The sequence below is a fragment of the Myxococcus faecalis genome (genome assembly GCF_050039385.1).
GTDB classification, from domain to species: Bacteria; Myxococcota; Myxococcia; order Myxococcales; family Myxococcaceae; genus Myxococcus; species Myxococcus fulvus.
Window position 1 is genome coordinate 2,671,807 of record NZ_CP144336.1, and the last position, 25,375, is coordinate 2,697,181.

24 protein-coding genes are annotated in these 25,375 nt (G+C 69.8%); 16 read left to right on the forward strand and 8 right to left on the reverse strand.

All coding sequences use genetic code 11. The features are described from left to right. Nucleotides 1-19: 19 nt before the first annotated feature. Complete coding sequence (locus tag VZQ01_RS10430; RefSeq protein ID WP_426747734.1) at nucleotides 20-667, forward strand: hypothetical protein; 648 nt, start codon at nucleotides 20-22, stop codon at nucleotides 665-667. On the opposite strand, the gene VZQ01_RS10435 is transcribed toward VZQ01_RS10430, so the two are convergent. Then, entirely contained in the window at nucleotides 650-1,477 is an 828-nt protein-coding gene (locus tag VZQ01_RS10435) for a pseudouridine synthase (protein ID WP_426747735.1), read from the reverse strand. The two genes, VZQ01_RS10430 and VZQ01_RS10435, sit on opposite strands and share 18 nt — an antisense overlap. A gap of 137 nt (nucleotides 1,478-1,614) precedes the next feature. Between VZQ01_RS10435 and VZQ01_RS10440 the strand changes: the two genes are divergently transcribed. After that, complete coding sequence (locus VZQ01_RS10440) at nucleotides 1,615-2,874, forward strand: threonine/serine exporter family protein (RefSeq protein ID WP_144426625.1); 1,260 nt, start codon at nucleotides 1,615-1,617, stop codon at nucleotides 2,872-2,874. Between the two features lie 10 nt (nucleotides 2,875-2,884). On the opposite strand, the gene VZQ01_RS10445 is transcribed toward VZQ01_RS10440, so the two are convergent. Further along, nucleotides 2,885-3,301 (reverse strand): DoxX family protein, encoded by a 417-nt coding sequence (locus VZQ01_RS10445; RefSeq protein ID WP_426747736.1) that lies wholly within the window; start codon nucleotides 3,299-3,301, stop codon nucleotides 2,885-2,887. Between the two features lie 120 nt (nucleotides 3,302-3,421). On the opposite strand from VZQ01_RS10445, the gene VZQ01_RS10450 reads away from it, so the two are divergent. The 4 genes from VZQ01_RS10450 to VZQ01_RS10465 all read left to right on the forward strand — a co-directional run bounded on the left by VZQ01_RS10450 (nucleotide 3,422) and on the right by VZQ01_RS10465 (nucleotide 7,580). After that, a complete protein-coding gene (locus VZQ01_RS10450; RefSeq protein ID WP_426747737.1) occupies nucleotides 3,422-4,585 on the forward strand; it encodes an AI-2E family transporter in 1,164 nt (387 codons plus the stop codon). A gap of 107 nt (nucleotides 4,586-4,692) precedes the next feature. Continuing rightward, nucleotides 4,693-5,988, forward strand: coding sequence for a sigma-70 family RNA polymerase sigma factor (locus tag VZQ01_RS10455; protein WP_426747738.1), 1,296 nt, complete (start codon nucleotides 4,693-4,695; stop codon nucleotides 5,986-5,988). A gap of 180 nt (nucleotides 5,989-6,168) precedes the next feature. Continuing rightward, nucleotides 6,169-7,014 (forward strand): viperin family antiviral radical SAM protein, encoded by an 846-nt coding sequence (locus tag VZQ01_RS10460; protein WP_426747739.1) that lies wholly within the window; start codon nucleotides 6,169-6,171, stop codon nucleotides 7,012-7,014. Next, on the forward strand, nucleotides 7,011-7,580 hold the full coding sequence (locus tag VZQ01_RS10465; protein ID WP_223747899.1) for a deoxynucleotide monophosphate kinase family protein: 570 nt from the start codon (nucleotides 7,011-7,013) through the stop codon (nucleotides 7,578-7,580). The genes VZQ01_RS10460 and VZQ01_RS10465 overlap by 4 nt, the downstream gene beginning before the upstream one ends. 76 nt (nucleotides 7,581-7,656) lie before the next feature. On the opposite strand, the gene VZQ01_RS10470 is transcribed toward VZQ01_RS10465, so the two are convergent. Both VZQ01_RS10470 and VZQ01_RS10475 read right to left on the reverse strand, forming a co-directional pair. After that, nucleotides 7,657-9,318 (reverse strand): lamin tail domain-containing protein, encoded by a 1,662-nt coding sequence (locus VZQ01_RS10470; protein WP_426748951.1) that lies wholly within the window; start codon nucleotides 9,316-9,318, stop codon nucleotides 7,657-7,659. 219 nt (nucleotides 9,319-9,537) lie between these two features. After that, nucleotides 9,538-10,008, reverse strand: a complete 471-nt coding sequence (locus tag VZQ01_RS10475; protein ID WP_426747740.1) for a YqaA family protein — start codon at nucleotides 10,006-10,008, stop codon at nucleotides 9,538-9,540. Between the two features lie 250 nt (nucleotides 10,009-10,258). Here VZQ01_RS10475 and VZQ01_RS10480 point away from each other — a divergent pair, with 250 nt between their 5' ends. Together VZQ01_RS10480 and VZQ01_RS10485 are read left to right on the forward strand one after the other, a co-directional pair. Then, complete coding sequence (locus VZQ01_RS10480) at nucleotides 10,259-11,410, forward strand: oxygen-binding di-iron domain-containing protein (RefSeq protein WP_141324412.1); 1,152 nt, start codon at nucleotides 10,259-10,261, stop codon at nucleotides 11,408-11,410. A 37-nt stretch (nucleotides 11,411-11,447) separates the two neighbouring features. After that, on the forward strand, nucleotides 11,448-12,530 hold the full coding sequence (locus VZQ01_RS10485) for a serine/threonine-protein kinase (protein ID WP_223747896.1): 1,083 nt from the start codon (nucleotides 11,448-11,450) through the stop codon (nucleotides 12,528-12,530). 3 nt (nucleotides 12,531-12,533) lie between these two features. Here the strand turns inward: VZQ01_RS10485 and VZQ01_RS10490 are convergent, their stop codons facing one another. Beyond that, entirely contained in the window at nucleotides 12,534-13,898 is a 1,365-nt protein-coding gene (locus tag VZQ01_RS10490) for an MFS transporter (RefSeq protein ID WP_223747895.1), read from the reverse strand. Between the two features lie 70 nt (nucleotides 13,899-13,968). On the opposite strand from VZQ01_RS10490, the gene VZQ01_RS10495 reads away from it, so the two are divergent. From VZQ01_RS10495 to VZQ01_RS10515, 5 genes are all read left to right on the forward strand, one after another. Next, nucleotides 13,969-14,913, forward strand: a complete 945-nt coding sequence (locus VZQ01_RS10495) for a LysR family transcriptional regulator (RefSeq protein WP_426747741.1) — start codon at nucleotides 13,969-13,971, stop codon at nucleotides 14,911-14,913. A gap of 45 nt (nucleotides 14,914-14,958) precedes the next feature. Continuing rightward, a complete protein-coding gene (locus tag VZQ01_RS10500; protein WP_426747742.1) occupies nucleotides 14,959-15,747 on the forward strand; it encodes an endonuclease/exonuclease/phosphatase family protein in 789 nt (262 codons plus the stop codon). A gap of 40 nt (nucleotides 15,748-15,787) precedes the next feature. Beyond that, the gene (gene sitA6, locus VZQ01_RS10505; protein ID WP_426747743.1) at nucleotides 15,788-16,528 is read left to right on the forward strand and encodes a SitA6 family polymorphic toxin lipoprotein; all 741 of its coding nucleotides are present in this window, start codon (nucleotides 15,788-15,790) and stop codon (nucleotides 16,526-16,528) included. Continuing rightward, a complete protein-coding gene (sitI6, locus tag VZQ01_RS10510; protein WP_426747744.1) occupies nucleotides 16,528-17,274 on the forward strand; it encodes a SitI6 family double-CXXCG motif immunity protein in 747 nt (248 codons plus the stop codon). Before sitA6 ends, sitI6 begins: the two co-directional genes overlap by 1 nt. 75 nt (nucleotides 17,275-17,349) lie before the next feature. Then, complete coding sequence (locus VZQ01_RS10515) at nucleotides 17,350-17,874, forward strand: TfoX/Sxy family protein (protein ID WP_426747745.1); 525 nt, start codon at nucleotides 17,350-17,352, stop codon at nucleotides 17,872-17,874. 10 nt (nucleotides 17,875-17,884) lie between these two features. On the opposite strand, the gene VZQ01_RS10520 is transcribed toward VZQ01_RS10515, so the two are convergent. Together VZQ01_RS10520 and VZQ01_RS10525 are read right to left on the reverse strand one after the other, a co-directional pair. Continuing rightward, on the reverse strand, nucleotides 17,885-19,531 hold the full coding sequence (locus VZQ01_RS10520) for an AMP-binding protein (RefSeq protein WP_223747892.1): 1,647 nt from the start codon (nucleotides 19,529-19,531) through the stop codon (nucleotides 17,885-17,887). Nucleotides 19,532-19,622: 91 nt separating this feature from the next. After that, on the reverse strand, nucleotides 19,623-20,531 hold the full coding sequence (locus tag VZQ01_RS10525; RefSeq protein ID WP_426747746.1) for an Fpg/Nei family DNA glycosylase: 909 nt from the start codon (nucleotides 20,529-20,531) through the stop codon (nucleotides 19,623-19,625). 163 nt (nucleotides 20,532-20,694) lie between these two features. Here VZQ01_RS10525 and VZQ01_RS10530 point away from each other — a divergent pair, with 163 nt between their 5' ends. Further along, nucleotides 20,695-21,540, forward strand: a complete 846-nt coding sequence (locus VZQ01_RS10530) for a serine O-acetyltransferase (protein ID WP_223747890.1) — start codon at nucleotides 20,695-20,697, stop codon at nucleotides 21,538-21,540. A gap of 44 nt (nucleotides 21,541-21,584) precedes the next feature. After that, nucleotides 21,585-22,508, forward strand: coding sequence for a cysteine synthase A (gene cysK / locus VZQ01_RS10535; protein ID WP_426747747.1), 924 nt, complete (start codon nucleotides 21,585-21,587; stop codon nucleotides 22,506-22,508). Nucleotides 22,509-22,517: 9 nt separating this feature from the next. Here the strand turns inward: cysK and VZQ01_RS10540 are convergent, their stop codons facing one another. Continuing rightward, nucleotides 22,518-23,654, reverse strand: a complete 1,137-nt coding sequence (locus VZQ01_RS10540) for an aminotransferase class V-fold PLP-dependent enzyme (protein WP_426747748.1) — start codon at nucleotides 23,652-23,654, stop codon at nucleotides 22,518-22,520. A 153-nt stretch (nucleotides 23,655-23,807) separates the two neighbouring features. Here VZQ01_RS10540 and VZQ01_RS10545 point away from each other — a divergent pair, with 153 nt between their 5' ends. After that, on the forward strand, nucleotides 23,808-25,364 hold the full coding sequence (locus VZQ01_RS10545) for a c-type cytochrome (protein WP_426747749.1): 1,557 nt from the start codon (nucleotides 23,808-23,810) through the stop codon (nucleotides 25,362-25,364). Nucleotides 25,365-25,375 lie beyond the last annotated feature (11 nt).

Below are 25,375 nucleotides of genomic sequence, written 5' to 3' on the forward strand. Positions count from 1 at the left end.
GACATGGAAAGCTCACACCATGGGCTCTCCTCGCGCGACCTCGCCGCTCCTCCTGGCCTCCGCCCTCGTCATGCTCCTGTGCGCAGGGAGCGCGTCCGCCGAGCCCCCCTCGCCCCAAGCTCAACCTCCGAAGCGACGTCCGGGCGCGGCCTCCTCGCCCAGACCGAAGGCCCCCGCGCCGGAGAAGCCCCCCGCGAAGCGCACCCGGCTCACCATCCCCGCCTCGGACGTGCAGTCGTTCGGCGTGAAGACGGCCCTCGAGCTGGACGTGGTCTCCCCCTTCCAGGCGAGCTACGTCCTGGAGGACCCCGGGACTCAAGGGGTCAAGGTGAAGCTGACCCTGCCCGCCACCGCGCCGGGCCTGTCCAAGCTCGACGTGCAGCTCGCCAACGTCCGGGGACTCGGCCTCTACATCCCCCAGTTCTTCCAGAGCCTGAAGAGCATCGAGAGCGGCTACCGGCTCACCGACGCCACGGCGCGCATCGAACGCGTGGGCGAGCACTGCCCCTGGACGGAGACGCCCAAGGACACCACGCATCCCTATCAGGCGGACTGCATGTACTCCGCATCCCCCACCAGCCCCGCGTTCCTCTGCACCTTCTCGAGCCAGAACCGGAACCTCGCGCGGGCCGCGCTGGAGACCTGCCAATCACTCACCCTGCGCTGACCCGTCGGACTCCCCCTGAGCGCCGAACCCCAGCGCCTCGGAGACCTCCGCCGCACGCAGCTCCCGCCATCCCCCCTCGGGCACGTCGAGCACCACCGCGCCCACGGCCTCGCGATGGAGCGTGAGCACCGGGTGCCCCACCGCCGCCAGCATCCGCTTCACCTGGTGGTGCCGGCCCTCCGTCAGCGTCAGCTCCACCACCTCCGGAGCCCGTGACTCGGCCCGGGATGGACGCGTGAGCCCGTCCTCCAGCTCCACGCCGTCCCGCAGTCGCTGGAGCGCGGACTCGACAGGCTGGCCCTCCACCCGCGCCACGTAGCGCTTGGGCAGATGGGTCTCCGGCGCCGTGCCGTGGCGCACGAAGCGCTCGTCATTGCTGAAGAGCAGAAGCCCCGTGGTGTCCCGGTCCAGGCGGCCCACCGCGAGCCACTCGTAGCCGCGCAGGGACTCGGGCAGCACCGCGCGCAGGCGCTCGAACACCGTGCCCACACCCTCCGGGTCCGTGCCATGCACCACCGGCCCCGCGGGCTTGTGGAACATCAACACCCGCGTCACGGACGTCAGCGGGTGTCCCTGCCCATCGACTCGCACCGTCTGCTCCGGCCCCACCGGCGCGAAGGGCTCCGTCACCACCCGTCCGTCCACCTCCACCCGGCCCGCGCGAATCGCCGACTCCGCCTCCGCCCGAGGCATCACCCCGGCGCGCCCCAGCGCCCGCGCCAGCCAGTCCGAGCGCCCCGCCGCCACCGCCCCCGCGTCCCGCTTCCGCGCCGCCTCCAGCCACCTGGGCGTCCTGCTCTTGCGCGCCATGCTCTCGTCTCCTTCCTGCACCACCCCGACATCCCTTGTCTTCTTTGGAGACCCCATCAGCCGTGCTTCCCGAGCGCGCATGGCGGACAGGCGGACGTCACCGTGCCGCCATTTGACTCCACCCGGGCGGCTCTGCCATTGCGCCGCGTGTGGCCGTCCCTCCTGAAATCGCCGCCTCGCTCCAACACCACCCGGCACCGCCAGGGCCGTCCGTCGCCTTTACCCTGAGACTGGCCGAGGCGCTGCACCGCTACGGCACTCCCTCCCACCGGCTGGAGGGGCTGATGAAGCGCGTGTCCGAGCGCCTGGGCCTGGAGGGCCGCTTCTTCTCCACCCCCACGTCCCTGTTCGCGTCCTTCGGCCCGCCCGAGGCGCTGCGCACCAGCCTCATCCGCGTGGAGCCCGGGGACATGGACCTGGAGCGCCTCACGCAGCTCGACGTCCTGGCCGACGACGTCATCCACTCGCGCCTCACGCCCGCCGAGGGCGCGCTGCGCGTGGAGGACATCCTCGCCCGCCCCCCGCGCTTCGGGCCCGTGCTCCAGATTCTCTGCTGGGCGCTCGCCGGAGGAGCGGGCGCCCGTCTGTTCGGCGGAGGACTGAAGGAGATGGCGGTGGCCACGGTGAGCAGCCTGCTCATCGGAATCCTCAGTGAGGTGACGCAGCGCCAGCCCACCACCGCCCGCGTGCTCGAGCCCGTGGGCGCCATCCTCTCCTCTGCGCTCGCCGTGCTGGCCGCGAGCGTCATCGGCCCGCTGTCCATCCAGGTCGCCACCCTGGCGGGCCTCATCGTCCTGCTGCCCGGCCTGACGCTGACGGTGGCCCTCAACGAGCTGGCCACGCGCCACCTCATCTCCGGCACCTCGCGCCTCACGGGCGCCGCGGTGGTGTTCCTCCAGTTGGGCTTCGGCGTCGCGCTGGGCAGCAAGCTGTCCGTGCTGCTGCCGCCGCCCGTCGCCCCGCCGCCGCCCTCGCTGCCCTCCTGGACCCAGGCCGTGGCGCTGCTGGTGGCGGGCGTCGCCATCGGCGTGCTGTTCCGCGCGCGGCCTCGGGACTGGGGCTGGATTGCGGCCGCGGGCACGTTCGCGTTCTTCGGGGCCCGCCTGGGCTCGGAGTTGCTCGGGCCGCAGCTGGGCGCCTTCGTGGGGGCGCTCGCGCTGGGCATCGTGGGCAACGTGCTGGCGCGGCTTCGCAACAAGCCCTCCGTCACCGTCGTCGTACCCGGGCTGATGCTGCTGGTGCCCGGCAGCGTGGGCTTCCGCAGCCTGTCCTCGCTGCTCGAGCGCGACGTGGTGGCGGGCGTCGACACCGCCTTCAACATGCTGATGGTGGCGGTGGCCCTGGTGGCCGGACTGTTGTCCGCCAACGCGCTGGTGCCCACGCGCAAGGTGATGTGACGCGGGGCCTTCAGCGCATGCGCGTGAGGTAGATGGCCGCGAGCGACAGCAGGAAGTACGGCACCAGCCCGCCCGCGCCCGCGTAGTCCTTGGCCATGCGCTGGCCGAAGAACAGGCACACCAGCGACACCGCGGACAAGAGCGCGCCGAAGAAGGCCAGCGCCGGGCTGCCCGTGGCGATGAGCGAGACGAGCCCCGCGCCGCTGAGGGCGCCGGCCGCCAGCTCCAGCAGCGTGATGACGCCGAGCATCAACGGCACCATGCCCTTCAGGGGGCTCTTGGCGAAGTGCCCGGTGAGCCAGCCCAGGTTGCCCTTCCAGTCGATGACCTTGTCCAGTCCGGACTGGAGGAAGAGGATGGCGAGGAAGGCGGCGCACAGCGCCTGGAGCAGCCACGGGGTGAACTGACTCGAATCGAATGCCGGCATGGCGGGGCACTCTAGCCGCCCGGGGCCCGGGCCCAAGTCTTCTTGCTCGTGGAGCAGGCAGCCGGCCTGGGGGGCCGCCTCCCCCTTCCCTCCCGCGCAACCCGCCCTAGCTTCACGGGCATGGCTTCCGAGCAGACCGCCCGGCGTGTGTTCACCGGCCTCATCCTGCTGTCGCTGTTCCTGCTGGCCCTGGTCATCAAGCCCTTCGCCAAGGGCATCTTCCTGGCGGCGGTGCTCGCGGGCGTCTTCCATGGGCTGCACGTGCGGCTGACGCGCAAGCTGCGGGGGCGCAAGAACATCTCGGCGGGCCTCATCTGCACGGCCGTCATCCTCGCGCTGCTGCTGCCCCTTGGCGGGCTCACGGCGTTCGTGGTGGCGGAGGTGTCCTCCGGCGCGCAGTTCGTCACCAAGACGGTGCAGCAGGAGGGCGTGGAGGGGCTGGTGCAGAAGCTGCCGGGGCCGGTGCGCAAGGGCGCCGAGAGCCTGATGCAGCGCATGCCCCTGGAGGAGCAGCAGCTGGACCAGACCATCCAGGAGCAGGTGAGCACCCAGGGAGGCACGGCGGCGCGCGCGGTGACGGGGGCGGTGGCGGCCACGGGCTCCATCGCCTTCCAGACCACGATGATGCTCATCGCCCTGTTCTTCTTCCTCACGGACGGGCGGGAGCTGGTGCACTGGATTGAGAGCGTGTCGCCGCTCAGGCGCGGTGAGACCTTGGAGATCATGCGCGAGTTCCGCAGCGTGTCCGGCGCGGTGCTGCTGTCGTCGGTGGTGACGGCGGGCGTGCAGGCCTTCGCCGCGCTCGTGGGGTTCCTCATCGTCCAGGTGCCCGCGCCGCTGTTCTTCGGCGGCGTGGCGTTCTTCATGGCGCTGATTCCCGCGGTGGGCGCGGCCATCGTCGTGCTGGTCGCCGCGGCGCTGATGTTCTTCAGCGGTCACCCCTGGGCGGCGCTGTTCCTGGCCGTCTGGGGCACGGTGGTGGTGGGGCTGGTGGACAACATCGTCAAGCCGCTGCTCGCCAAGCGCGGCATGCACCAGCACGGCGCCATCGTCTTCTTCTCGCTGCTCGGCGGCCTGGCCGCGTTCGGCACGGTGGGCCTCTTGCTGGGCCCGCTCATCGTCGCCTTCTTCCTGGCGCTGGTGCGCATCCACGAGCGCGACTACGGCCGCAACCACCCGACGCCCGCGAGCCCGCCGACGCCCGGCCCCCAGGACGGTGGCGCGCACGGCGCGAGGGCCTCGGAGCGCGCGGGAGCGCTCACGTCTCCGGGCGAGAGTCACTGAGGCACCAGCGACCCGACTCAAGGTCAACCTGGACTCTCGTACCGGTCGATTCCCTCACTCCGCGTTAGCCCGTACGATGGGCATGGCAGTCTTTGAGGGAAGACCACATGACACGAACGGGGGAGTCGGGTCCGCCGCCGCGGGGGACCGCGGGCTGGCAATTGGTGCTGGTAGCCCTGGCACTCGCCATCTTCGTCATCAACGTCGTGTTCCCTGGGCTCGTCGTCGGGATTGGCTTCACGGGACTGATGGGCTTCATCTGCGCGGGCTTCGTCCTGGAGACGCTGGGCGCGCTCGCGACCGGCGTCTTCGAAGGCACCGCGCAACTGTCCATCATCTTCCTGGGGATGACCCTGATTGCCTTTGTCGCCGCCACCAGTTGGAACGGCTTCCAAAGGCTCGCGGGCAGGACCGCACCTCCGCCCCTGCTGCTTCGCTGGCCCTGGCTCCTGCTGGGGCTGTTGCTGTTCATCGCCTGCGCTCTGACGCTTCCAGCGCGCGTCGGGCGCAGCGCCCTCCCCGTGCTTCCCGGGGCCTTCGTCATCGCCTTCACGGTCTGGAGCGTCATCTCCGTCAGCGTGTTCCTCGTACGGATGAGCCTGGGTGTGCTCCAACACTCATGGCGTCTGGCGAAGAGGTCACCGTTCGGTGCGGGCATCCTGACGCTCGGTGCCATCGCGGCTTCGCTGGCGGTCGTTCCCCTCGCCAAGTCGCTCGTCTCAGGCCTCCCTCGCGCTCCCGCTCCACAGGCCAGCCGTTGCGACGACCTGTCGTGGGAATGCACCCGACAGGCCATCCTCGCTTCAAGGCAGGCGTATCCCGGGCCCGCATGGGCGTCGAAGGAGGGCCCGTCCTCGAACGCAGTGGCTTTTGCCTCGTATGGCGCAACGCAAGCCGAGGTCGAACTCAACGCCCTGGCCTGCCTCGAACAGCAATTCAACCTGCACGACATGATGCCGAAGGCCCGGCGCATCGCGCAGGGCATCATCCAAAGTGACGCGGAGGCGGAGGACCTCATCCACGCGGTCCTCATGAACATCTGCCTGCGAAAGAAGGCGCCCCCACGGGACTTCGAGCCCTACTTCCTCAAGGCCGTCAGGAACAGCGCGACCAAGCGCTTCGTGCGACTCAGCCGCGCATGCCCCCTGGACTCACAACCCGAGCCGGAGTGTCACCTCCGACCCGAGGACGAGTTCATCTCGATGGAATCCCATGAGGCGCTCCGGAACGCGTTCTGCACCCTCTCCGAGGAGCATCAGGAGGTGCTGCGCCTGCGCTACTTCGAGGAGCTGGATGAAGCCGAAATCGGTCGCCAACTGGAAATCACGCATGCCGCCGCGCGCAAGCGGGTGCAGCGGGCCCGGGACATTTTAAGGACCGAATTTCTCCAACGATGTCAGTGACTTACGATTCGAAGTCACACTTTTTGCGCCGAAGGAAGTGGTGCTCGGAGCGCCCCAATGACGGGGACGCCCTCCGGAGGCACCATGGACCCCTGTGCAATGCAGCCCGCGACCTCGACGTCGGTCGCACACCCCGCCACACCGCCGTCCGTCAATTTCCACCTGTGGGAGCCGTGCAACATGCGTTGCCGGTTCTGCTTCGCCACCTTCCAGGACGTCCGCCGGGACGTCCTCCCCAAGGGACACCTCCCTGAGCAGGAAGCGCTCCAGGTGGTGTCGGTGCTGGCGTCACGATTCCAGAAGATCACCTTCGCGGGGGGCGAACCCCTGCTGTGCCCCTGGCTCCCGCGACTGGCCGCGATGGCCAAGGCCCACCGCGCCACCACCATGTTGGTGACGAACGGAAGCCGGCTCGACTCCGCCATGCTCGAACGCCTGCGCGGTGTCATCGACTGGGTGACCCTGAGCATCGACAGCATCTCGCCCGGCACCCACGCCCGCTTGGGTCGAGCGGTCCATGGGAAGGCCTTGACGCCCCAGCAATACCTGGACATCGCCGAGCGCGTCCGTGCGGCGGGGATTCGCCTGAAGGTGAACACCGTCGTCACACGGCTGAACGTGGACGAGGACCAGACCGCCTTCATCCGCCTGCTGAAGCCGGAGCGCTGGAAGCTGCTGCGGGTCCTCCGCGTCGAAGGCCAGAACACCGACCCGGGCGAGGGCCAGGAGCCCAGGAATGTGGAGGACCTGCTCTGCGCGCCCGAGGACTTCCACCGCTTCGTCGAGCGCCACCGCAGGCTCGAGGCCGACGGCATCTCCCTGGTGCCCGAGGACAACGAAGACATGCGCGGCAGCTACGCGATGGTCGACCCGGCGGGACGGTTCTTCGACAACGTGGAGGGAGGACACCACTACAGCGACCCCATCCTGCGCCGAGGCCTGGACGCCGCGTGGTCCCAGGTCCGGTTCCATCCCGAGCGATTCCTGGGCCGCGATGGCTTCTACGATTTCGGAGGTGAGTCATGAGCCGGCCCTTCAGCCTCATCTGCCTCGCGGGCGTCTCCGGGGCGGGCAAGGACACGCTGGGCCAGTTCATGGCGGAGCGGTACGACTTCGAGCGCGTGGCCCTCGCGGACCCCATCAAGGCCGCGTTGATGGGACTGCTGCAACTCGACCCCGAGCAACTGTGGGGTGAGCGCCGCAACAAGGTGGACGCGAGGCTCGGCCGGACGCCCCGGGAGCTCTATCAACGCTTCGGGCAGGCGTGCGTGGAGCTGGACCCGGACGTCTGGCTGCGCCCCTTCCGACTCCGGGTCGACGCCATCCGTCGCGGAGGAGGACGCGTCATCTGCACGGACCTGCGGACCCGAGCCGAATGGCAGGCCGCGCGCGAGTTGGGGGCGTCCATCTGGCTCATCGAACGCCCTGGCGCGGGAGCACCCGGTGACCTGGCCAGGCACGCGACCGAGACCCAACTCACGCAGCAAGGGCACGATGCGTTCGACGTGGTCCTGAGGAACGACGCGACGCCGCAGGCCCTCTACGACACGGTCTCCCGCATCCTCGAAGCTGGCGGCACATCGCGAGGATAGCACTCGTCGGGTGGGGACCGGAGACCCACGTCCCCACCCGCGCCCCCTCTTCACACCGAGGGGGCGCGGAACCGAATCAGAACGCCGCGCCGCTCGCGCGCCGGCCCGGCGAGGACGTCAGGCTGGACAGGCTGGTGTGCAGCACGAAGGTGGCGGCCGAGCCCAGATCCGGGCTGCGGTTCGCGGACACCCCGTCCGTGCCCGCCATCGCCGAGGACAGCACCGCCGTGTCCACCACGGTGCCGGACGCGTTCTTCACCGTCACGGTGTCACCGCTGTTCGACAGGCCCAGCGTCCCCGTGGACGCCCCCACCGCGTTGGGCGTGCCCGAGGGGATGCCCGCCGCGCCGCCGAACACCACGATGACGCCGCCCGCCGGCACCGTCGTCCCGCTGGGGAACGTGTGCCGCACGCTCGCCGCGTCGGACACCGTCCACCCCGCGATGCTCAGCGCCGCCGTGCCCGTGTTCACCAGTTCCACGAACTCGCCATTCACATCCGAGCCCGCCTCGTTCACCAGCACCTCGTTGATGAGGAGCGTCCCCGTGCCGCCACCACCGCCCGTAGTGATGGAGAAGGCCGCGTCGCTGGTGTCCGTGATGCTCGCGTCGGACGTGTCCGTCACCCGCACGCGCGCCGTGGTGCTCGCCGTGGTGGGCAGCGTCCAGGCGAGGCTCCCCGCCGAGGCCGACGTGCTCGACGACAGCGTGGTCCACGTGCTGCCGTTCAGCGTGTACTCCACCCGCACGCTCGACACGCCCGAGGACGTCCAGGAGATGGAGCGGGCACTGCCCGTGGTCCAGCTCTCACCGCCGTTGGGCGACGTCACCGTCAGGCTGGAGGACACCGCGTCCCCCGGGATGAGGAAGTCCTTGATGACGCCCATGTGCTGCATGCCAGACGCGCCGCTGTCGCCCGAGAGCGCCGGGGAAATCTCGCCGATGGGCGAGTACACGCGCGTGTCCACCACCAGCCCGTTCGCGAACGAGCTGCCGCCGATGACCACCGCCGTCTGGTACGGCCGCAGGTCGCTGTCCACCAGCACGTGGTCATACGGGCTGTTGCGGCCCGCGTTGGTGTTGGTGTTGCCGTTGCGGTCCGCCGGATACGGGCTCGCGGTGGTGACCACCTGCGACAGGGTGCCGAAGCACGACTCGGAGCGGCTGCCCGTGTTCAGGTCGCCGCCAATCACCAGGTAGTCCCCCGCGGGGATGTTGGCCTGGATGCGGCTGACCAGGCTCTGCGCCTCCGCGTTGCGCGTGCTGGCGTTCGCCGTCAGCAGGTGCACGCTCACCGCCCACAGGTCCTTGGGCCCGGGGATGTCGATGCGCGCCCAGGCGAAGTCGCGGTTGCTGACCTGCGGGTCGTCCCACTCTCCCGAGGCGATGATGGGGTAGCGGCTGATGATGCCGTTGGGAATCTGCGCGCCGGACTCGCGGTAGTACGAGAAGCCCGGCCCGAAGGCGGTGTCCACGAAGCCGCGGAGGTCGGCGGCGGAGTCCGTCTTGTAGTTGAACTCCTGAATCATCACGATGTCCGCGTCCGTGCCCTGGAAGATGCGGATGCCGTGGCCCGGGTCGTAGTCCTGCCCGTTGCCACTGGAGAGGTTCGCCGCCATCAGCCGCAGGCGCACGTTGGCCAGCGCGTCACCGCGCTCACCGAGCGACGTCTCCTCCGAGGGCGCGTCCGACACGGGCGCCTCGCCACCGCAGGCGGCGAGTCCCAGGAAGAACACCATGAGCCAGTGGCGCCATGACGACAGCGCACGCGTCGAGACTGCGAGGGTGTTTCGCACGAGGTCCAGTCCTGCTCCCGCCAGGGGGAGCGGTTGAGGGTCGGCAACGAATGCTGAACGGGTGGGCCAGACAGGCTTCGCCTGGAACCACGGCCTCAACTTACCTTCCGGGACTGACGGAAATACTGGCGAAACACGATTGAAACATGACGAGACGTCGCCCTACAGGGCAGCGGCGGTGGACAGGGCGACGAACGCGTAACGCAGGCCCTTGCCCAGCGTGACGAAGACGACGAACGGCAGGGGCCTGACGCCCACCATGCCGCCGGCGATGACGAACGCGTCGCCGACGATGGGCATCCACGACATCATGAGCGCGGGCGCGCCCCAGGTGCGCAGCCGCTCCTCGACGCGCTCCATGCGCGGGCCCTCCTTCTCACGGCGGCGCGCATACCAGCGTCCCAGCGCTCCGCCTCCGCCGCGCGCCACCCACAGCCCCAACAGGTAGAGCGACACCGCGCCCAGCACGTTGCCCACCGTGGCCACGCCCGTGGCGAGCATCGGCGGAGCGCCGCCATAGATGAGCGCGGCGAGCAGCGCCTCGGAGGGCACCGGCACCACCGAGCCCGCGAGCATCGCGACGAAGAAGAGGCCTGGGAGCCCCCAGGCGGAGAGGAATGAGGCGTCTGGCATGGAGAGGTGGGTGCGAAGGACCCCGGCAGTGTGCCATGTGCACACGCAGGCTCGCAGCCTCCGCGTCCAGCCCGCCTGCCCCCACCGGGGGTGAGCCCGGGCCCGCAGGAACTGCGTGCCTGCTCCCGGGCGCGCAGGAAATGCACGGCGCACAGATGGCTGGCGCCTGGGTCCCCGAGGGAGGACGGGCCTCGGCGCACGCCTTGCTATGGCGAGGGGACATCACCTCACCGTGAAGGAACCCCGTCTCATGAGCAGCAGCGACCATCCCGCATCGGGCTTGAGCAACGACCTGAGAATCGTCCCCGTGGAGATTGCTCCCGAGACGTTCTGGGTGGGCAAGCGGGAGCCGGGCAACATCTTCTACGCCAACCCCTATCTGAGACGCTTCCGGGGGACGGACGTGAAGACGCAGCGGGCCTCGGAGTTCAACCTCCTCATCGACCCGGGCTCGAGCAGCGACTTCTCCACCATCCACACCAAGGTGACGTCGCTCATCGGAGGGATGGAGCGGCTGTCGGCCGTGTTCATCAACCACCAGGACCCGGACGTGGGCTCGTCGGCGAGCATCATCTCCGCGCGCTATGCGCCTCGCGCCGGCATCCTCTGCTCGGAGGACACCTGGCGACTCATCGTCCACCAGAACCTGCCGCGCAACCGCTTCATCGCCACCGAGAAGTTCACGCAAGGGCTGAGCGTCCCCACCGGGCACAAGCTGTTGCCGGTGCCCTCGCCCTTCTGTCACTTCCGGGGCGCGGTGATGCTCTACGACCCGCAGACGCGCGTGCTCTTCACGGGGGATTTGTTCGGCGGGCTCACGGACGCCAACGCGAAGGGGCTGTACGCGGACGAGTCCGACTGGGCGGGCATCCGCGCGTTCCATCAAATCTACATGCCGGTGAACGCGGCGCTGGCGCGCACGGTGGCCACCATCCGCAAGCTCACGCCGGCGGTGGAGATCATCGCGCCGCAGCACGGGCGCGTCATCCGGGGGCCGCTGGTGCAGCAGTTCCTGGAGCGGATGGAGCGGCTGCAGGTGGGCCTGGACATCATGGACGAGGCCCAGGACAAGACGCACATCCAGGCCTGGAACGCGGTGGTGGACCGGGTGCTGGCGCTCGCGCGGGGCTACCTGGGCGAGTCGGTGGACGTGAAGCTGGGGGCCAGTGACGAGCTGTCGGACACGTCGACGTTCGAGGGCAACCGGCTGGTGGTGAACCGCCTGGGCAAGTGGACCGTGGAGCACGTGGTGGACGTGCTGTGCAAGGGTGAGCCGCCGGAGATCGCCGGCCCCATCATGGTGGAGGCCACCAGCGCGGCGGCGGAGTACAACCTGCCCACGCCGCATCTGGACATCGAGGGCGCGGGAGCCCCCTCGCACATCTCGCTGCTGGACCCCTGAGCCGCGGCACGGGCCAACGGACACCGAGGGAGGAGCGGTGGGCTCGACGGAAGATGACGCCGGGGGTGTCGTGTACCTCGGCGGCGTGCAGGAGACGAAGGTGACGGCGGGCACGACGCCGGCTCCCGCGCCCGAGCTGTCGTGGGGTCCTGCGCCGACAACGCCTCCGCCCCCGGTGTCCCTGGGCGAGACGCTGCGCGCTTCGACGCCCGTGTCCCCGCACGGGACGCTGCTCCAGGGAATCCCCACGCCCGCGCCGCTCCCCGCGGCGCTGGTGCGAGGGCTGATGCCGGGGCAGGTGGTGGCCCAGCGCTACCGCGTGGAGCGCTGGCTGGGCGCGGGTGGGAGCTCCACGGTGTACGAGGCGCACGACCTGCTCGAGCGGCATCGCGTGGCGCTCAAGGTGCTGGCGACGCCGCACGCGGACGCGGCGACGGTGGCGAGGTTCCGCCAGGAGGTGGAGCACGCCCGGGCGCTGGAGCACGTGAACATCCTGCGCGTCTTCGACGTGGGGATGGATGGGGAGCGGCACTTCCTCACGGTGGAGCTGTTGGACGGAATGGACTTGCGCCAGCGGATGATGGAGCGGCGCCCCACGCTCGCGGAGGCGCTGCGGTGGCTCACGCACGCGGCCGTGGCGCTGGAGCACGCGCATGGACGGGGGGTGCTGCATCGCGACGTGAAGCCGGCGAACCTGTTCATCACGCGCGGTGGGGTGTTGAAGCTGATGGACTTCGGCCTGGCGAAGAGCGCGCATGTGGCCGGGACGACGGCGCAGGGGACGGTGCTGGGGACGCCGGAGTACATGGCGCCCGAGCAGGTGATGGGCAGTCCCCCCGTGTCGTCCGCGACGGACCTGTATGCGCTGGGCATCGTGGCGTACGAGTTGCTCACGGGGCAGCTGCCGTTCCGACATTCGGACCCGGTGCCGCTGATGTTCCTGCACGTGCAGCAGGCGCCGGTGCCGCTGACGACGCTGCGGCCGAACCTGCCGGGGGCGTTCGAGCGGGTGGTGCTGAAGCTGCTGGAGAAGCGCCCCGAGGACCGCTACGCCAGCGCGACGGAGTTACGCTCGGCGCTCGCCAAGCTGTGGCCGTTCGCGCTCAAGGAGTCGCACTGAGGCTCAGGCCTCGCTCGTGGATTTGCCGGGAGCGGCCACGGCGAGCCCCAGGGCGACGACACCGGCCAGCCCGCCCGCGATGGCGAACTGCAAGGCGAAGTGGCCTCGTGCCAGAGCCAGCGCGGCCACCGTGAGCGAGCCTCCCAACAGACGCGTCGCGTAGAGGCTGCTCGTGACGATGCCCCGGTGGTGCCAGGGCGCACGCGACTGCGGGCCGATGAGCGACGTGCTCGCCGCGGGGCCCAGCCCCATGCCCAGCACCGCGAGCGAGGCGAGCGCCGCATACGTGCCCCACCCGTACGCGGCCGTCAGCGCGAGCAGCCCGGCGCCCGTCGCCGCCACGGCGAAGCCCACGCCCGCGCTGAGCCGCATACCGCCTCGCACCAGCAGCTTCACGCCGAACGTCGACCCCACGGACCATCCCAGCAACATGGGCAGCAGCGTCAGTCCGGCGACGATGGGCGTCTGTCCGCCCTGCTCCGTCATCCACAGCGGCACCCACGCGGCCATGCTGTAGAGCAGCGCGCCACCGGCGATGCCTCCCGCGACACCGCTGAGCACCGTGCGGTCCTTCACCAGCTCCATCGGCAGGAGGGGCGCGTGGGACTTGCGCTGCTGGAACACCAGCCCCGCGCCCAGCACCACCGCACCCAGGAGGCACAGCCACCTGAGCTCCGCGTGCCCGGGCTCCAGTGAGAACAGGAGCATCGCGGCGGAGGTGCCCGCGAGCACGGGCCCCCAGCGGTCCAGCTTCACGTCCGTGCGGCGCGGCGGGTCTCGGTACGAGAGATACAGGAGCAGCGCGGCGAACAGGCCCACGGGGACGTTGACCAGGAACACCCACCGCCACGACGCGTGCATCACCAGCCAGCCACCGATGAGCGGACCCACCGCGTTGCCCGCGCCCCACGCGCCGGTGAACAGGCCCTGCACGGCGGCGCGCTCGCGCAGCGTGTAGAGGTCCGCGCTGATGGTGAGCGTGGTGGGCTGGAGCGCGCCGGCGCCGAGCCCTTGCAGCACCCGGAAGGCGATGAGCGCGTGCACGGAGTCGGCGAGCCCGCACAGCGCGGAGCCGACGAGGAACAACCCCATGCCCGCGAAGAAGACGGGCTTGCGGCCGAGCCGGTCCGCCAGCTTGCCGGAGATGAGCACGCCGACGGTGGAGGCGAAGAGGAACGCGGAGAAGACCCACGAGTAGAGGTGCTGGCCGCCCAGCTCGCGGGTGATGGTGGGCATGGCGCTGGTCACCACCGTGCCCTCGAAGGCGCTGACCACCAGGGCCAGCAGCACCGCCCCGGTGGCCGTCCGCCTCGCCACCCCGGGCCGAGCGGAGGGCACCGGCTCTACCGACACACCGCTTCCATCCATTCCTAACGTGTAACCGGGGGCTGGTCATGCGGAAATCGCAACTTCCGCATAGAGTTGTTGCCGAATCCGCATGACTCGAGACCAGCTCCAGGCCTTTCTCCGAGTGGCACAAGAGGGGCGCCTCTCTCCGGCGGCCAAGGGACTGGGACTGTCCCAGTCCGGACTGTCCCGGCAGCTCCAGGCGCTCGAGGCGGAGCTGGGCACCCGGCTGCTCGTCCGCACGCCCGCTGGCGCGGTGCTCACCGACGCGGGTGAACGCTTCTTGCCCCATGCACGACGTGCACTGGACGCACTGGCCGCGGGCACGTCCGAGCTGGAGCGATTGTCGGGGACGCCTCGCGGCCCCGTGTCACTGGGGACGTTGCACACCGTGGGGGCGTACCTGCTGCCGGACATCATCCCGACGTTCGCGCGGAGATTCCCGGAGGTGCTCCCCCGGCTCAGCGAGGGCATAAGCACGGCCCTCGAGGACAACGTGGTCCGAGGCGTCCTGGACCTGGCCATCGTGTCGTTGCCGGTGCGGCACACGGACCTGGTGGCGCAGAAGCTGTGGGAGGAGGTGCTGGTGCTGGCGGTGCCGCGTGGGCATCGCCTCACGAAGGTCACCCGGCCGCTGACCTTGGCGGACGTGGTGGAGGAGACGTGGGTGGTCATCCCCAGCATGAGCGGGACGCGGGCGCTGGAGGCCGAGTGCGAGGCGCGCGGGGTGACGCCCAGGCTCGCGCTGGAGACGGACAACGCGGAGGCGATGCGGCGCATGGTCGAGCGCGGTTTGGGCGTGGCGCTCATCCCGGAGCTGATGGCGCGGGACCACCAGTCGCGCGGCTTCGACGTGGTGCCGCTCGTGAAGAGCGGGCTGAAGCGCCAGGTGGCGCTCGTGCATCGGGGCGAGGGCTACCTCACCGCGGCGGCGCGCGAGCTCAAGTCGTTCATCGTGGAGAGCGTGCGAGCGATGCCCGAGCCATGGGGGGCGGGCAGGCGCGCGGGAGCGGCCTCGGGCTCGCGGGTGCGGTAGCTTGGCGAGCCCATTCACGCGCCCTTTGGGCGAGAGAGGAGATTCATGCCGCTGAAGGTGATGACGTTCAACGTGTTGCAGGGGGGCGAGGAGCGGTTCGACGACATCGTCACCTTCCTCGCCCGGAACGCACCGGACGTGCTGGTGCTCCAGGAGTGCCTGGGCTGGGACGACGGCGGGAGGCTGCGTCGGGTGGCCGAGGCGCTGGACGTGCCGCAGGACGAGGCGCACCTGGTGCTGGGACAGTCCCGCTCGCGGCCCAGCGGGCGGTGCTACCACGTCGCCGTGGTGAGCCGCCCTCCCCTGCGCTCGCTGCGTATCCACAATGACCGGCACTTCCTGGGCCACTGCATCGTCGAGTGCGAGCTGGAGGCCAGCGGCCCGGTGACGCTGTTCGGCACACACTTCGACGCGCACCACGAGAAGCTGCGCTACGTGGAGGCGCGCTACCTGCGCTCGCTGCTGGACGCGTCCCGGTTCCGCGAGGGGCAATATCTGCTGGTCGGCGACCTCAACTCGCTGTCGCGCAGGGACCCATATCCGGTGGACCTGGAGGACCGGCTGCGACGGGCGGGCACGGACAAGTATGGACATCCACCGCGCTTCGACGTCATCGACGACATCGAGGACTACGGCTGGGTGGACACGCTGCCGACGCGGGCGGCTTCGACGCGTTGGGTGACGGCGCGGCGCAACCGGGGCGGCGTCACCATCGACTACCGCACGGACTATGTCTTCGCCTCGCCGCGCATGGCGGAGCGACTGGTCTCCGCGGAGGTCATCGACGTGGGAGACACGTCGGACCACAACCCGCTGGTGGCGACCTTCCGCTAACAAACCAAACAGGGAGAACACCATGTCCGGGGGGACATCCATGGCGAAGCGTGAGTGGTGGGTTGTGCTGCTGCTCCTGCTCGCCAGCTGTGCGTCGGCACCTGCCGTCCAAGCGGGAACTTTCGAGCTGTCGCTCGAGGAGGAATCCGCGGAGGACTGCCGCGAGGCGGCGGAAGACGACGGGGATGAGGGATGCGTCACCATCGCGTGCGAAGACGGCGCGTGTGGGCTCTACCGATGCGAGGACGTCGCAGCCGCTACGGTGGCATTCCGCACGGGCGCCCCCGCCACACCGATGGCAGGGGTGGGCAACTCGCCGCAGCGGTACTGGGGAGCTCCGCAGGTGTTGCCCGGCCGCGAGCCCGTGCTCGTCTTCCGGAAGGAGCGCCCCGAGGAGCTACCGAGTCAGAAGGAGCTCCGGAAGGCGAGAAAGGAGTGGGAGCAGGCCACGAAAGAGAAGCACCACATCTTCCCCCGTGCGTTCGCGGACTACTTCGCGTTCCGCCAGATCAACATCCACGAATACGTTCTGGCCATCGACGTGAAGCGGCACAAGGAGATCCACGGTGGTGGGCATGGTGCCCCGTGGAACGCGGACTGGCTCCAGTACATCACGCAGGTGGAGCGAGAGGCCAATCTGGAGGGCGGGCCCAGACCCGCGGAAGTGCGCCAGCGGCTCTTCGACTTTGGTGGGCTCATGGTCCAGCGCTATCGTCTCGTGGGGATGCCGATGACGTACTGGCAGCAGCTCACCGCCAACATGCGAATCGCCGAGGACTGATGCGCTACTTCAGCCTGGCCCCCATCTTCGACCTGGGTGACACGCGATGGCGTTGGAGCCTCAACGCGAAGCGCCGGTGGGTATTACCCGGGACGGAGTGTCCTCACTGTCATGCCGGGCCTGCCCTCGGAATCGATTACCCGAGCGTCGACTTGTCCGGCCTGCCCGAAGAACGGCAGTACCGGAAGGCAAGGTTCGTCCCTTGGAGCGAGTACGCGCCCCTTCAGGACCGCGTCCTACCGCTCCTCCCAGCAGGCGCAGTTCCCCGCTCGGGAATCGGAATGGGGCCACTGGTAGGAAAGGCCCGAGGACGCCCGTCCCCTGTTGCGATGGACATGCCCTGGCGCCTCTTCGCCCAGCCCGAGGGCGTCGAGCGATTGCTCGCCGCTGGACTGCGCGGCATCACCCCGATTCCGACGGCCGTGACAGCAGCGCGTGATGTACCGCCGCTGCTCGAGCTCGAGCTCCAGTCCGGGGGCAACCTCGCACCGGAGTGCGGCGTGGCTCCTCCAGGGGCACCCTGCACCGTCTGCGGAGTCCAACGCCTGGCAGAAGCGCCGAAGGTCTGGTGGCTCGATCCCGTCGAGAACTCGTCCTCTCTGGACCTCTTCCGCTTTCGTTGGGACCCCACGGTGACCGTCGTGAGCGAGCGCTTCGTGGAAGTGCTCCGCTCACTGGGCGACACCGGCATCCAGATCAGGGAAGTTCCCACGACTGAGCCATCCGCGACTGGCACGCACCCGTAGCGGGAGAAGCCCTCCATCCGTCGTCACGCCACGCCTGTACCGCACGGTTCCAGAAGTTGGTAAACCTCCGCGCGCATGGCTCGAATGGACAGCTTCGTGGAGTACACGGTCGAGTTGTTGGAGAAGCTCGGCCCGGTGCAGGCCCGGCGGATGTTCGGCGGCTGGGGGCTGTACTTCGGCGGGCGGATGTTCGGCCTCATCGGCGACGGCCAGCTCTACTTGAAGACGGACGAAATCTCCCGACCGGAGTTCCAGGCCGCGGGCTGCCGTCCCTTCGTCTGGGAAGGCGGGGGCCAGCGCATCGAGATGAGCTACTGGACGCCGCCCGCCGACGCCAGCGATGACGCCTACGCGCTGCTGCCCTGGGCCCGTCGCGGCGTCGACGCGGCGACCCGGGCCGCGCTGAAGAAGGCGCCGAAGAAGAAGGCTGCCGCGAAGAAGACTCCTGCGGAGCCCGCGAAGAAGGCCGCCGCTCCACGCAAGGCCACCAAGACCCCGGCGAAGAAGGCTCCCGCCCAAAAGCCCTCGGCGAAGAAGAAGCCCGCCGCGAAGAAGACCTCCACCGCGCGCAAGGTGAAGCCCTCGCCCCGCCGTCGGTAAAGCCCGCCGCTCAGGCGGTCTTGATGTCCGCCGCCGTCTGCAACCCCAGCTCGGCGACGGAGACCTCGCGCATCCGGAACTTCTGCACCTTGCCCGTCACCGTCATCGGGAACGCATCCACGAGCTTCCAGTAGCGCGGAATCTTGAAGCTCGCGATGCGCCCGGTGCAGTGCTTCGTCAGCTCCTCCGTCGTGAGCGCCACGCCCGGCTTCGCCTTCACCCAGGCCATCACCTCCTCGCCGTACTTCACGCTCGGCACGCCGATGACCTGCGCCTCGCTCACGCCCGGGTGCGTGTGCAGGAACTCCTCCACCTCGCGCGGCGAGATGTTCTCCCCGCCCCGGATGATGAGGTCCTTGATGCGGCCCACGATGCGCACGTAGCCGTCCGCGTCCATCGTCGCCAGGTCACCCGTGTGCATCCACCCCGCGCGGTCCACCGCCTTCGCCGTGGCCTCCTCGTTCGCCCAGTACCCCAGCATCACGCTGTACCCCCGAGTGCACAGCTCCCCCGCCGTCCCGCGCGGCACCACCTCGCCCGTCTCCGCGTGGACGACCTTCACCTCCAGGTGCGGATGCACGCGCCCCACCGTCGACACGCGCTTGTCCAGCGGGTCATCCAGCGAGCTCTGCGTCGACACCGGTGACGTCTCCGTCATCCCGTAGCAGATGGTCACCTCGCGCATGTTCATCTTCGACTGCACCTGCTTCATCACCTCCACCGGACACGGCGAGCCCGCCATGACCCCCGTGCGCAGCGTGGAGAAGTCGAACTCGCCGAAGCGCGGATGGTCCAGCTCCGCGATGAACATCGTCGGCACGCCGTACAGCGACGTGCACTTCTCCGCCTGCACCGCCTGCATCACCGCCAGCGGCTCGAAGGCCTCCCCCGGAATCACCATCGTGGAGCCGTGTGACGTGCAGGCCAGGTTGCCAATCACCATCCCGAAGCAGTGGTAGAACGGCACGGGGATGCACACCCTGTCAGCGGGGCCGTACTTCAGCGACTCCCCGATGAAGTACCCGTTGTTGAGCACGTTGTGGTGCGACAGCGTGGCCCCCTTGGGGAAGCCCGTCGTCCCGGACGTGTACTGGATGTTGATGGGGTCATCGAACTGGAGCGACGCCTCGCGCGCCTCCAGCGTGTGCCCGCTCACGTGCTTCGCGTTGGACAGGAGCAGCTCCCAGTCCTCGTCCAGCACCAGCGCCACGCGCAGCTCGGGACAGCGCGGACGCACCTGCTCCAGCATCGACTTGTAGTCCGTCTGCCGGAACCCCTTGGACAGCAGGAGCACGCTGGTGCCCGACTGGTTGAGCGAGTACTCCAGCTCCGCCGTGCGATAGGCCGGGTTCAGGTTGACCAGGATGGCGCCGATGCGCGCCGTCGCGTACTGCGTCACCACCCACTCGAAGCGATTGGGAGACCAGAGCCCCACCCGGTCCCCCTTCTCCACGCCCATGGCCAGCAGCCCCTTCGCCACCTGCGTCGTGGTGTCCCACAGCTCACGGTACGTCGCCCGGTAGCCCTGGGAGACGACCACGAGCGCCTCGCCGTCCGGGTACCGCTCCACCGTCCGCCGCAGGTTCTGCCCGATAGTCTCTCCAAGCAGCGGAGTGGAACTGGTGCCATGCACGTACGAGGGAGGCAGTGGGCTCATGCCGGCATCGTCACGCCGTCCATCGCGGTGGGCAAGCCTCACCGTCCCCGCCTGCACACTCCCCATCGTCGCGCAGGAATTGCGCGGCACCTCACCGGGCCGTCGAGCGGGCGGTCCGCTTCTTCATCTCGCGCCGCGCGTCGCGTCGCTTCACCTGGACGGTACGGGCCTTCTTCTTCGCGACCCGAGGTCGAGGCACCGCGTCGACGCCCTGGCACTCCGCGCAGAAGAACAGCCCCCGCGCCGCCAGCTCGCGCCTCCACACCTTCGTGCCACAGCGCGGACAGGGCTGCCCCTCACGGCCATACACACAGAAGCGCTCCGCGCGCTTCCTGCCCGCGACACACTCCGGCACCCGCGGCGCGCCCGGCGTGACGATGTGCCCATCCCGCGACGCATCCGCCAAGAGCCGCTGGAGCACGTCCCACAGCCTCGCGAAGTCCGCCTCGCTCAGCGCGCCCGCCGGCAGCAACGGGGGAAGCCTCGCCAGGAACAGCGCCTCCGCCCGGAGGATGTTGCCCACGCCGGACAGCCGCTCCTGGTCCAACAGCGCGAGCGCCAGCGGCATCCGCCCCCGACACAGCTTCTCGCGCGCACGCTCGGGCGACGACTCCGCGCGCAGCGGGTCCTCTCCGAGCCTCGCGCGGAGCTTCGCCTCGTCCTCCGCCGTCAACAGCTCACAGGCCTGCGGCCCGGTCAGGTGCAGCGTGGCGTGGGGCGAGGACAGCCGCAGCCGACAGGCCGGGGACGGCACAGGCGCCTCGCTCCGGAAGTGGCGGATGTTCCCGAACAACCCCAGGTGCACATGCAGCCGGACCTCGCCCTCGAAGCGATAGAAGAGATGCTTGCCGTGCGCCTCCACCGCCTGGAGCACCCGCCCGGACACCACCCGCGCCCCGTCTCCGAAGCGCCCCTGCGGCGAGTCCGCCGTGAAGCGCCGGCCCGACAGCCAGCGGCCATGGACCCGCGCCACCCGGTGGATGATGTTCCCTTCTGGCATCCCCCTGGGTAACCCCCGGCCCTTCCAGGCGCCAAGGCGCCCCTGCCCCCCGCCCGGGGACCGGCCGGGGCGGCGCCCCTGTCCACTGGGCTCCTCCCCACCACCGAATCGGGCGTTCCCCTGATGCGCGCTCACCACGCACCGCATTAAAAGGGGGAGGTTCATGGAAGACTCAAACGCCAGGCTGGTCGCCGCGCTGCTGGAGGCCCGACAGCGCCACTGCTTCCCCCCGGATGTGCGGCGGGCGGCTCCCGAGTTCGTCGGACAGGTGCTCGGACTGCTGTTCCCCCACTTCGCCGAGCGCCTGGAGTGTACCGCCGCCGCCGTGCGCCGGGACGTCACCACCGTGGAGGCCAGCCTCCACCGCCTGCGCGAGACGCTCGCCCCGCTCTACCCCGACATCAACGCCAGCATCCCCACGCGCTTCATGGAGCGGCTGCCGGAGCTCTACGACTGGCTGCGACAGGACTCGCAGGCCATCTTCGAGGCCGACCCCGCCGCGCGCTCCGTGGACGAGGTCATCCTCACGTACCCGGGCTTCCTCGCCATCGCCATCTTCCGCGTGGCCAACGCGCTGCACACGCTCGGCTTCCCGCTGCTGCCGCGCCTGCTCACCGAGCACGCGCACCAGCGCACCGGCGTGGACATCCACCCGGGCGCCACCATCGGCCGCAGGTTCGTCATCGACCACGGCACCGGCGTGGTCATCGGCGAGACGACGCTCATCGGCAACAACGTCACCGTCTACCAGGGCGTCACGCTGGGCGCGCTCATGGTGGAGAAGGCCCTGGCCGACAAGAAGCGCCACCCCACGCTCGAGGACGACGTGGTGGTGTACGCCAACGCCACCATCCTCGGCGGGGAGACGGTGGTGGGGCGCGGAAGCATCGTCGCGGGCAACGCCTGGCTCACCCAGAGCATCCCCCCCAACTCGGTCGTCACTCGCCGCAGCGAGATTCGCCCCCGAGGGGCCGACGGCGCCATGGACGCCATCGAGTTCCACATCTGAACGCTCCCGAAGCACCCACCGCGCAGCCCCCGACGAGGCCCGACATGAAGGCGAACAACATCCTGGAGACCATCGGCAACACGCCGCACGTGCGTATCAACCGGCTGTTTCCGTCTCGCGTCACGGTCCACATGAAGCTCGAGCGCGCCAACCCCGGCGGCAGCATCAAGGACCGCATCGCGCTCTCCATGATTGAGGACGCGGAGAAGCGCGGCATCCTCAAGAAGAACAGCATCATCATCGAGCCCACCAGCGGCAACACCGGCATCGGCCTGGCCATGGTGGCCGCGGTGAAGGGCTACAAGCTGGTGCTGGTGATGCCGGACTCGATGAGCATCGAGCGCCGCCGCCTGATGTCCGCCTACGGCGCCACGTTCGAGCTCACCCCGCGCGCCCAGGGCATGAAGGGCGCCATCGCCCGCGCCAAGGAGCTGGTGGAGCAGGTGCCCGACGCGTGGATGCCCCAGCAGTTCGAGAACGAGGCCAACATCGAGGTGCACAAGCGCACCACCGCGCAGGAAATCCTGAAGGACTTCCCGGACGGGCTCGACTACCTGATTACGGGCGTGGGCACGGGCGGCCACATCACCGGCTGCGCCGAGGTGCTCAAGCAGCACTGGCCCAAGCTGAAGGTGTTCGCGGTGGAGCCCACCAAGTCGCCCGTCATCAGCGGCGGCCAGCCCGGCCCCCACCCCATCCAGGGCATCGGCGCGGGCTTCATCCCGGCGAACCTGCACACCAACATCCTCGACGGCACCATCCAGGTGAACGAGGAGGACGCCGCCGAGTTCGCCCGCCGCTCCGCGCGCGAGGAGGGCATCTTCGTGGGCATCTCCTCCGGCGCCGCGCTGGCCGCGGTGAACCAGAAGCTGGGTGAGATGCCCGACGGCAGCCGCGTGCTGTGCTTCTGCTACGACACCGGCGAGCGCTACCTCTCCATCGAGACGCTCTTCCCCGCGCAGCAGTAGGCGCTGAAGTCAGCCGCCGAAGCCCCTCACCAGCTCCACCAGCCGGTCCATCTCCGACGGCAGGTTGTAGAAGTGGGGGGACAGGCGGATGCGGCCCCGGCGCACGGAGTGGGAGACGTGGTGCTCGGACAGGTACGCGCTGAGCGCCCGAACGTTGGCCCCGGGCGGCAGGAAGGTGAGGATGCCCGCGCGAAGCCCGGGCGTGGGCCCCACCTCGCAGCCCAGCTCGACGAGGCCCTTCTCCAGGCGCGCGAGCAGCTCCTGGATGCGCGCCTCGATGTTCTCCACGCCCACCTCCTGGAGCAGCTCCAGCGCGGCGCCCAGCGCGTAGAGGCCAGGGTAGGCGGCGCTGCCCTCCTCGAACTTGCCGGCGTCCGGGCGCAGCTCGAAGTGGGTGCGGTTGAAGTTCCACGCGTCCGTGGTGCTGCGCCAGCCCACGAGCACGGGGCGCACGCGCGGCAGCACCGCCTTCGCCACGTACAGCACGCCAATGCCGGAGATGCCGAGCATCCACTTGTGGCTGTCCGCGCTGAGGAAGTGGATGCGACACTTCTTCACGTCCACGGGCACACAGCCGACGCTCTGGATGGCGTCCACGCAGAACAGGACGCCGGCCTTCTCACACAGCGCGCCCACCGCCTCCAGGTCCGTGCGCACGCCGGTGGCGAACTGCACGGAGGACACCGCCACCAGCTTCGTGCGAGGGGTGAGCGCCCGGGCCACCGCCTCCACCGTGACGCCGCCGGACGGTGCCTCGATTTCGCGCACCACCACGCCCCGGTCCGCCAGGTGCTGCCAGGGATAGACGTTGGAGGGGTACTCCAGCGACGTGGCCACGGCCACCTCGTCCCCGGGCTTCCAGTCGAGCCCCTCCGCGACGAGCCCCAGGCCATGGCTGGTGTTGCGCACGAAGGCCATCTCGCCCGGCTCCGCGTTCAGCAGGCGGGCCGCCAGGGCGCGGATGCGCTCGCAGTGGGCCTCCCAGCCCCGCTCGTGCTGGATGCCATGGTGGACCAGGTCCTCCATCCACCCGCGCACGGCCTCGGCGGCGCGCAGGCTGGTGGGGGCCACTCCCGCGTGGTTGAAATAGAGCTGCTCCCGCAGCACGGGGAACAGGGCACGGTAGGACTCGAGAGGGCGCGTCATCCGCGCGAGTCTAGCCAGGAGCCCGGCCAGCCGGGCGGGTGACGTTGACACTCCAAGGAGCTGCCCGTTCACCCGAGAGCAGGAGCCCCCCTCCCGGGACGGTGGGGGGATGGGATAAACATCGGGCCCCGGTTCCAGGAGAGAGGGCAGCACATGCGACGCGAGGTCCGCGGTGTCGTGAGGAGCATGGTGTTGGCGAGCGTGTTGCTGGCCGGATGTGCCGGCACCGTCAAGGCGCCCTATCCCAAGCTCCAGGCGGACACCTCGCCCGCGGCCATCGCGCGCGGCGCCGCCATCTTCCACGCGAGCTGCGAGTCGTGTCACCGCGGCGGTGACAACGAGACGGCCTCCGGCGCGCCCCTGCACGAGCTGCCGTCGTACATGGGGAAGTTCCACGCCTCCAACCTGACGTCCCATCCCACGGCGGGCATCGGCTCCGCGACGGACGAGGAGCTGGCGCGCGTCATCCGGTACGCGGTGAGCCGGGATGGCCGGCTGATGGTGATGCCCAGCTACGGGATGGGGGACAAGGACCTGGCGGCGGTGCTCGGGTTCCTTCGCTCGGGACATCCGCTCTTCACGCCGGACCCGACGCCCGCGCCCCGCTCCGAGTTCAGCTTCATCGGCGGGCTGGGCTTCCGCATCATCACCGGCAACGAGCCCATTCCCCGTCCGCCGCTGGGAATCCCCGTGCCGGAGAAGGCGGCCACGCTGGAGTACGGCCGCTACATGGCGCATGACGTCTATGATTGCGCGTCCTGTCATACGCCGGGCTTCAGCCCACGCAAGACCGAGGGCGACGAGGTCTTCTCCGGCGGCATGTCCTTCAAGGACCCCGAGGGACAGGACGTCGAGTCGAGCAACATCACCTTCCACGGGACGGGGCTCGCGCACTGGACGCTGGAGGACTTCACCCGCGCGGTAAAGGACGGCATCGCGCCGGACGGGTCCGCGCTGCGCTCGCCCATGCCCCGCTTCCGCGGAATGGACGCGGTGGAGGCGCAGGCGCTCTATGACTATCTGCGCTCGGTGCCGCCCAAGAAGAACAACGTGGATGGCGCCCGCCCGCGCCTCACCGCCACGTCCGTGCGCCCCACCTGGGTGACGAAGCTCGATGGTGCGGAGAGCGAGGACGGCTCCGAGTCGACGACCGTGGCGGAGGCTGCGTCTGCCACCACGACTGGGACGGGTGCGGCGTCTCACGGCTCGGCCACCACCGTGGCCTCGAACACCGCTGGGGGCACGACGCCTCATGGCTCGGCCACCACCGTGGCAGACTCAGCGACTCACGGCTCGGCCGCCACGGCAGCCTCGAACACCGCTGGAGGCGCGACGCCTCATGGCTCGGCCACGACGGTGACCTCGAACACCGCTGCGGGTACGACGTCTCCCGCCACCATTCCGGTGGCGTCGAGCCCCGCGCCCCGCAGACCCCGGCCCGCGGCTCCGAAGGTGGACGCGCCCAAGCTCTTCACGCAGCTGGGCTGCGCGGGCTGCCATGCCCCCGGCGCCCGCTACCACGAGCAGATTGCCCGCGCGTCCCGCCGCTCGGACACCGAGCTGGTGCGCTGGGTGCGCAACCCGGAGCAGTTCCAGCCCGGCACCCCCATGCCCACGTACGCGGACCTGCTCGACGAGCGCACGGCGCTGGCCCTGGTCCGCTGGGTGAAGTCCGGTGGCCCCGCGACGCTGGCCCCTGTCGCCCACTGAGCCCACCGCGA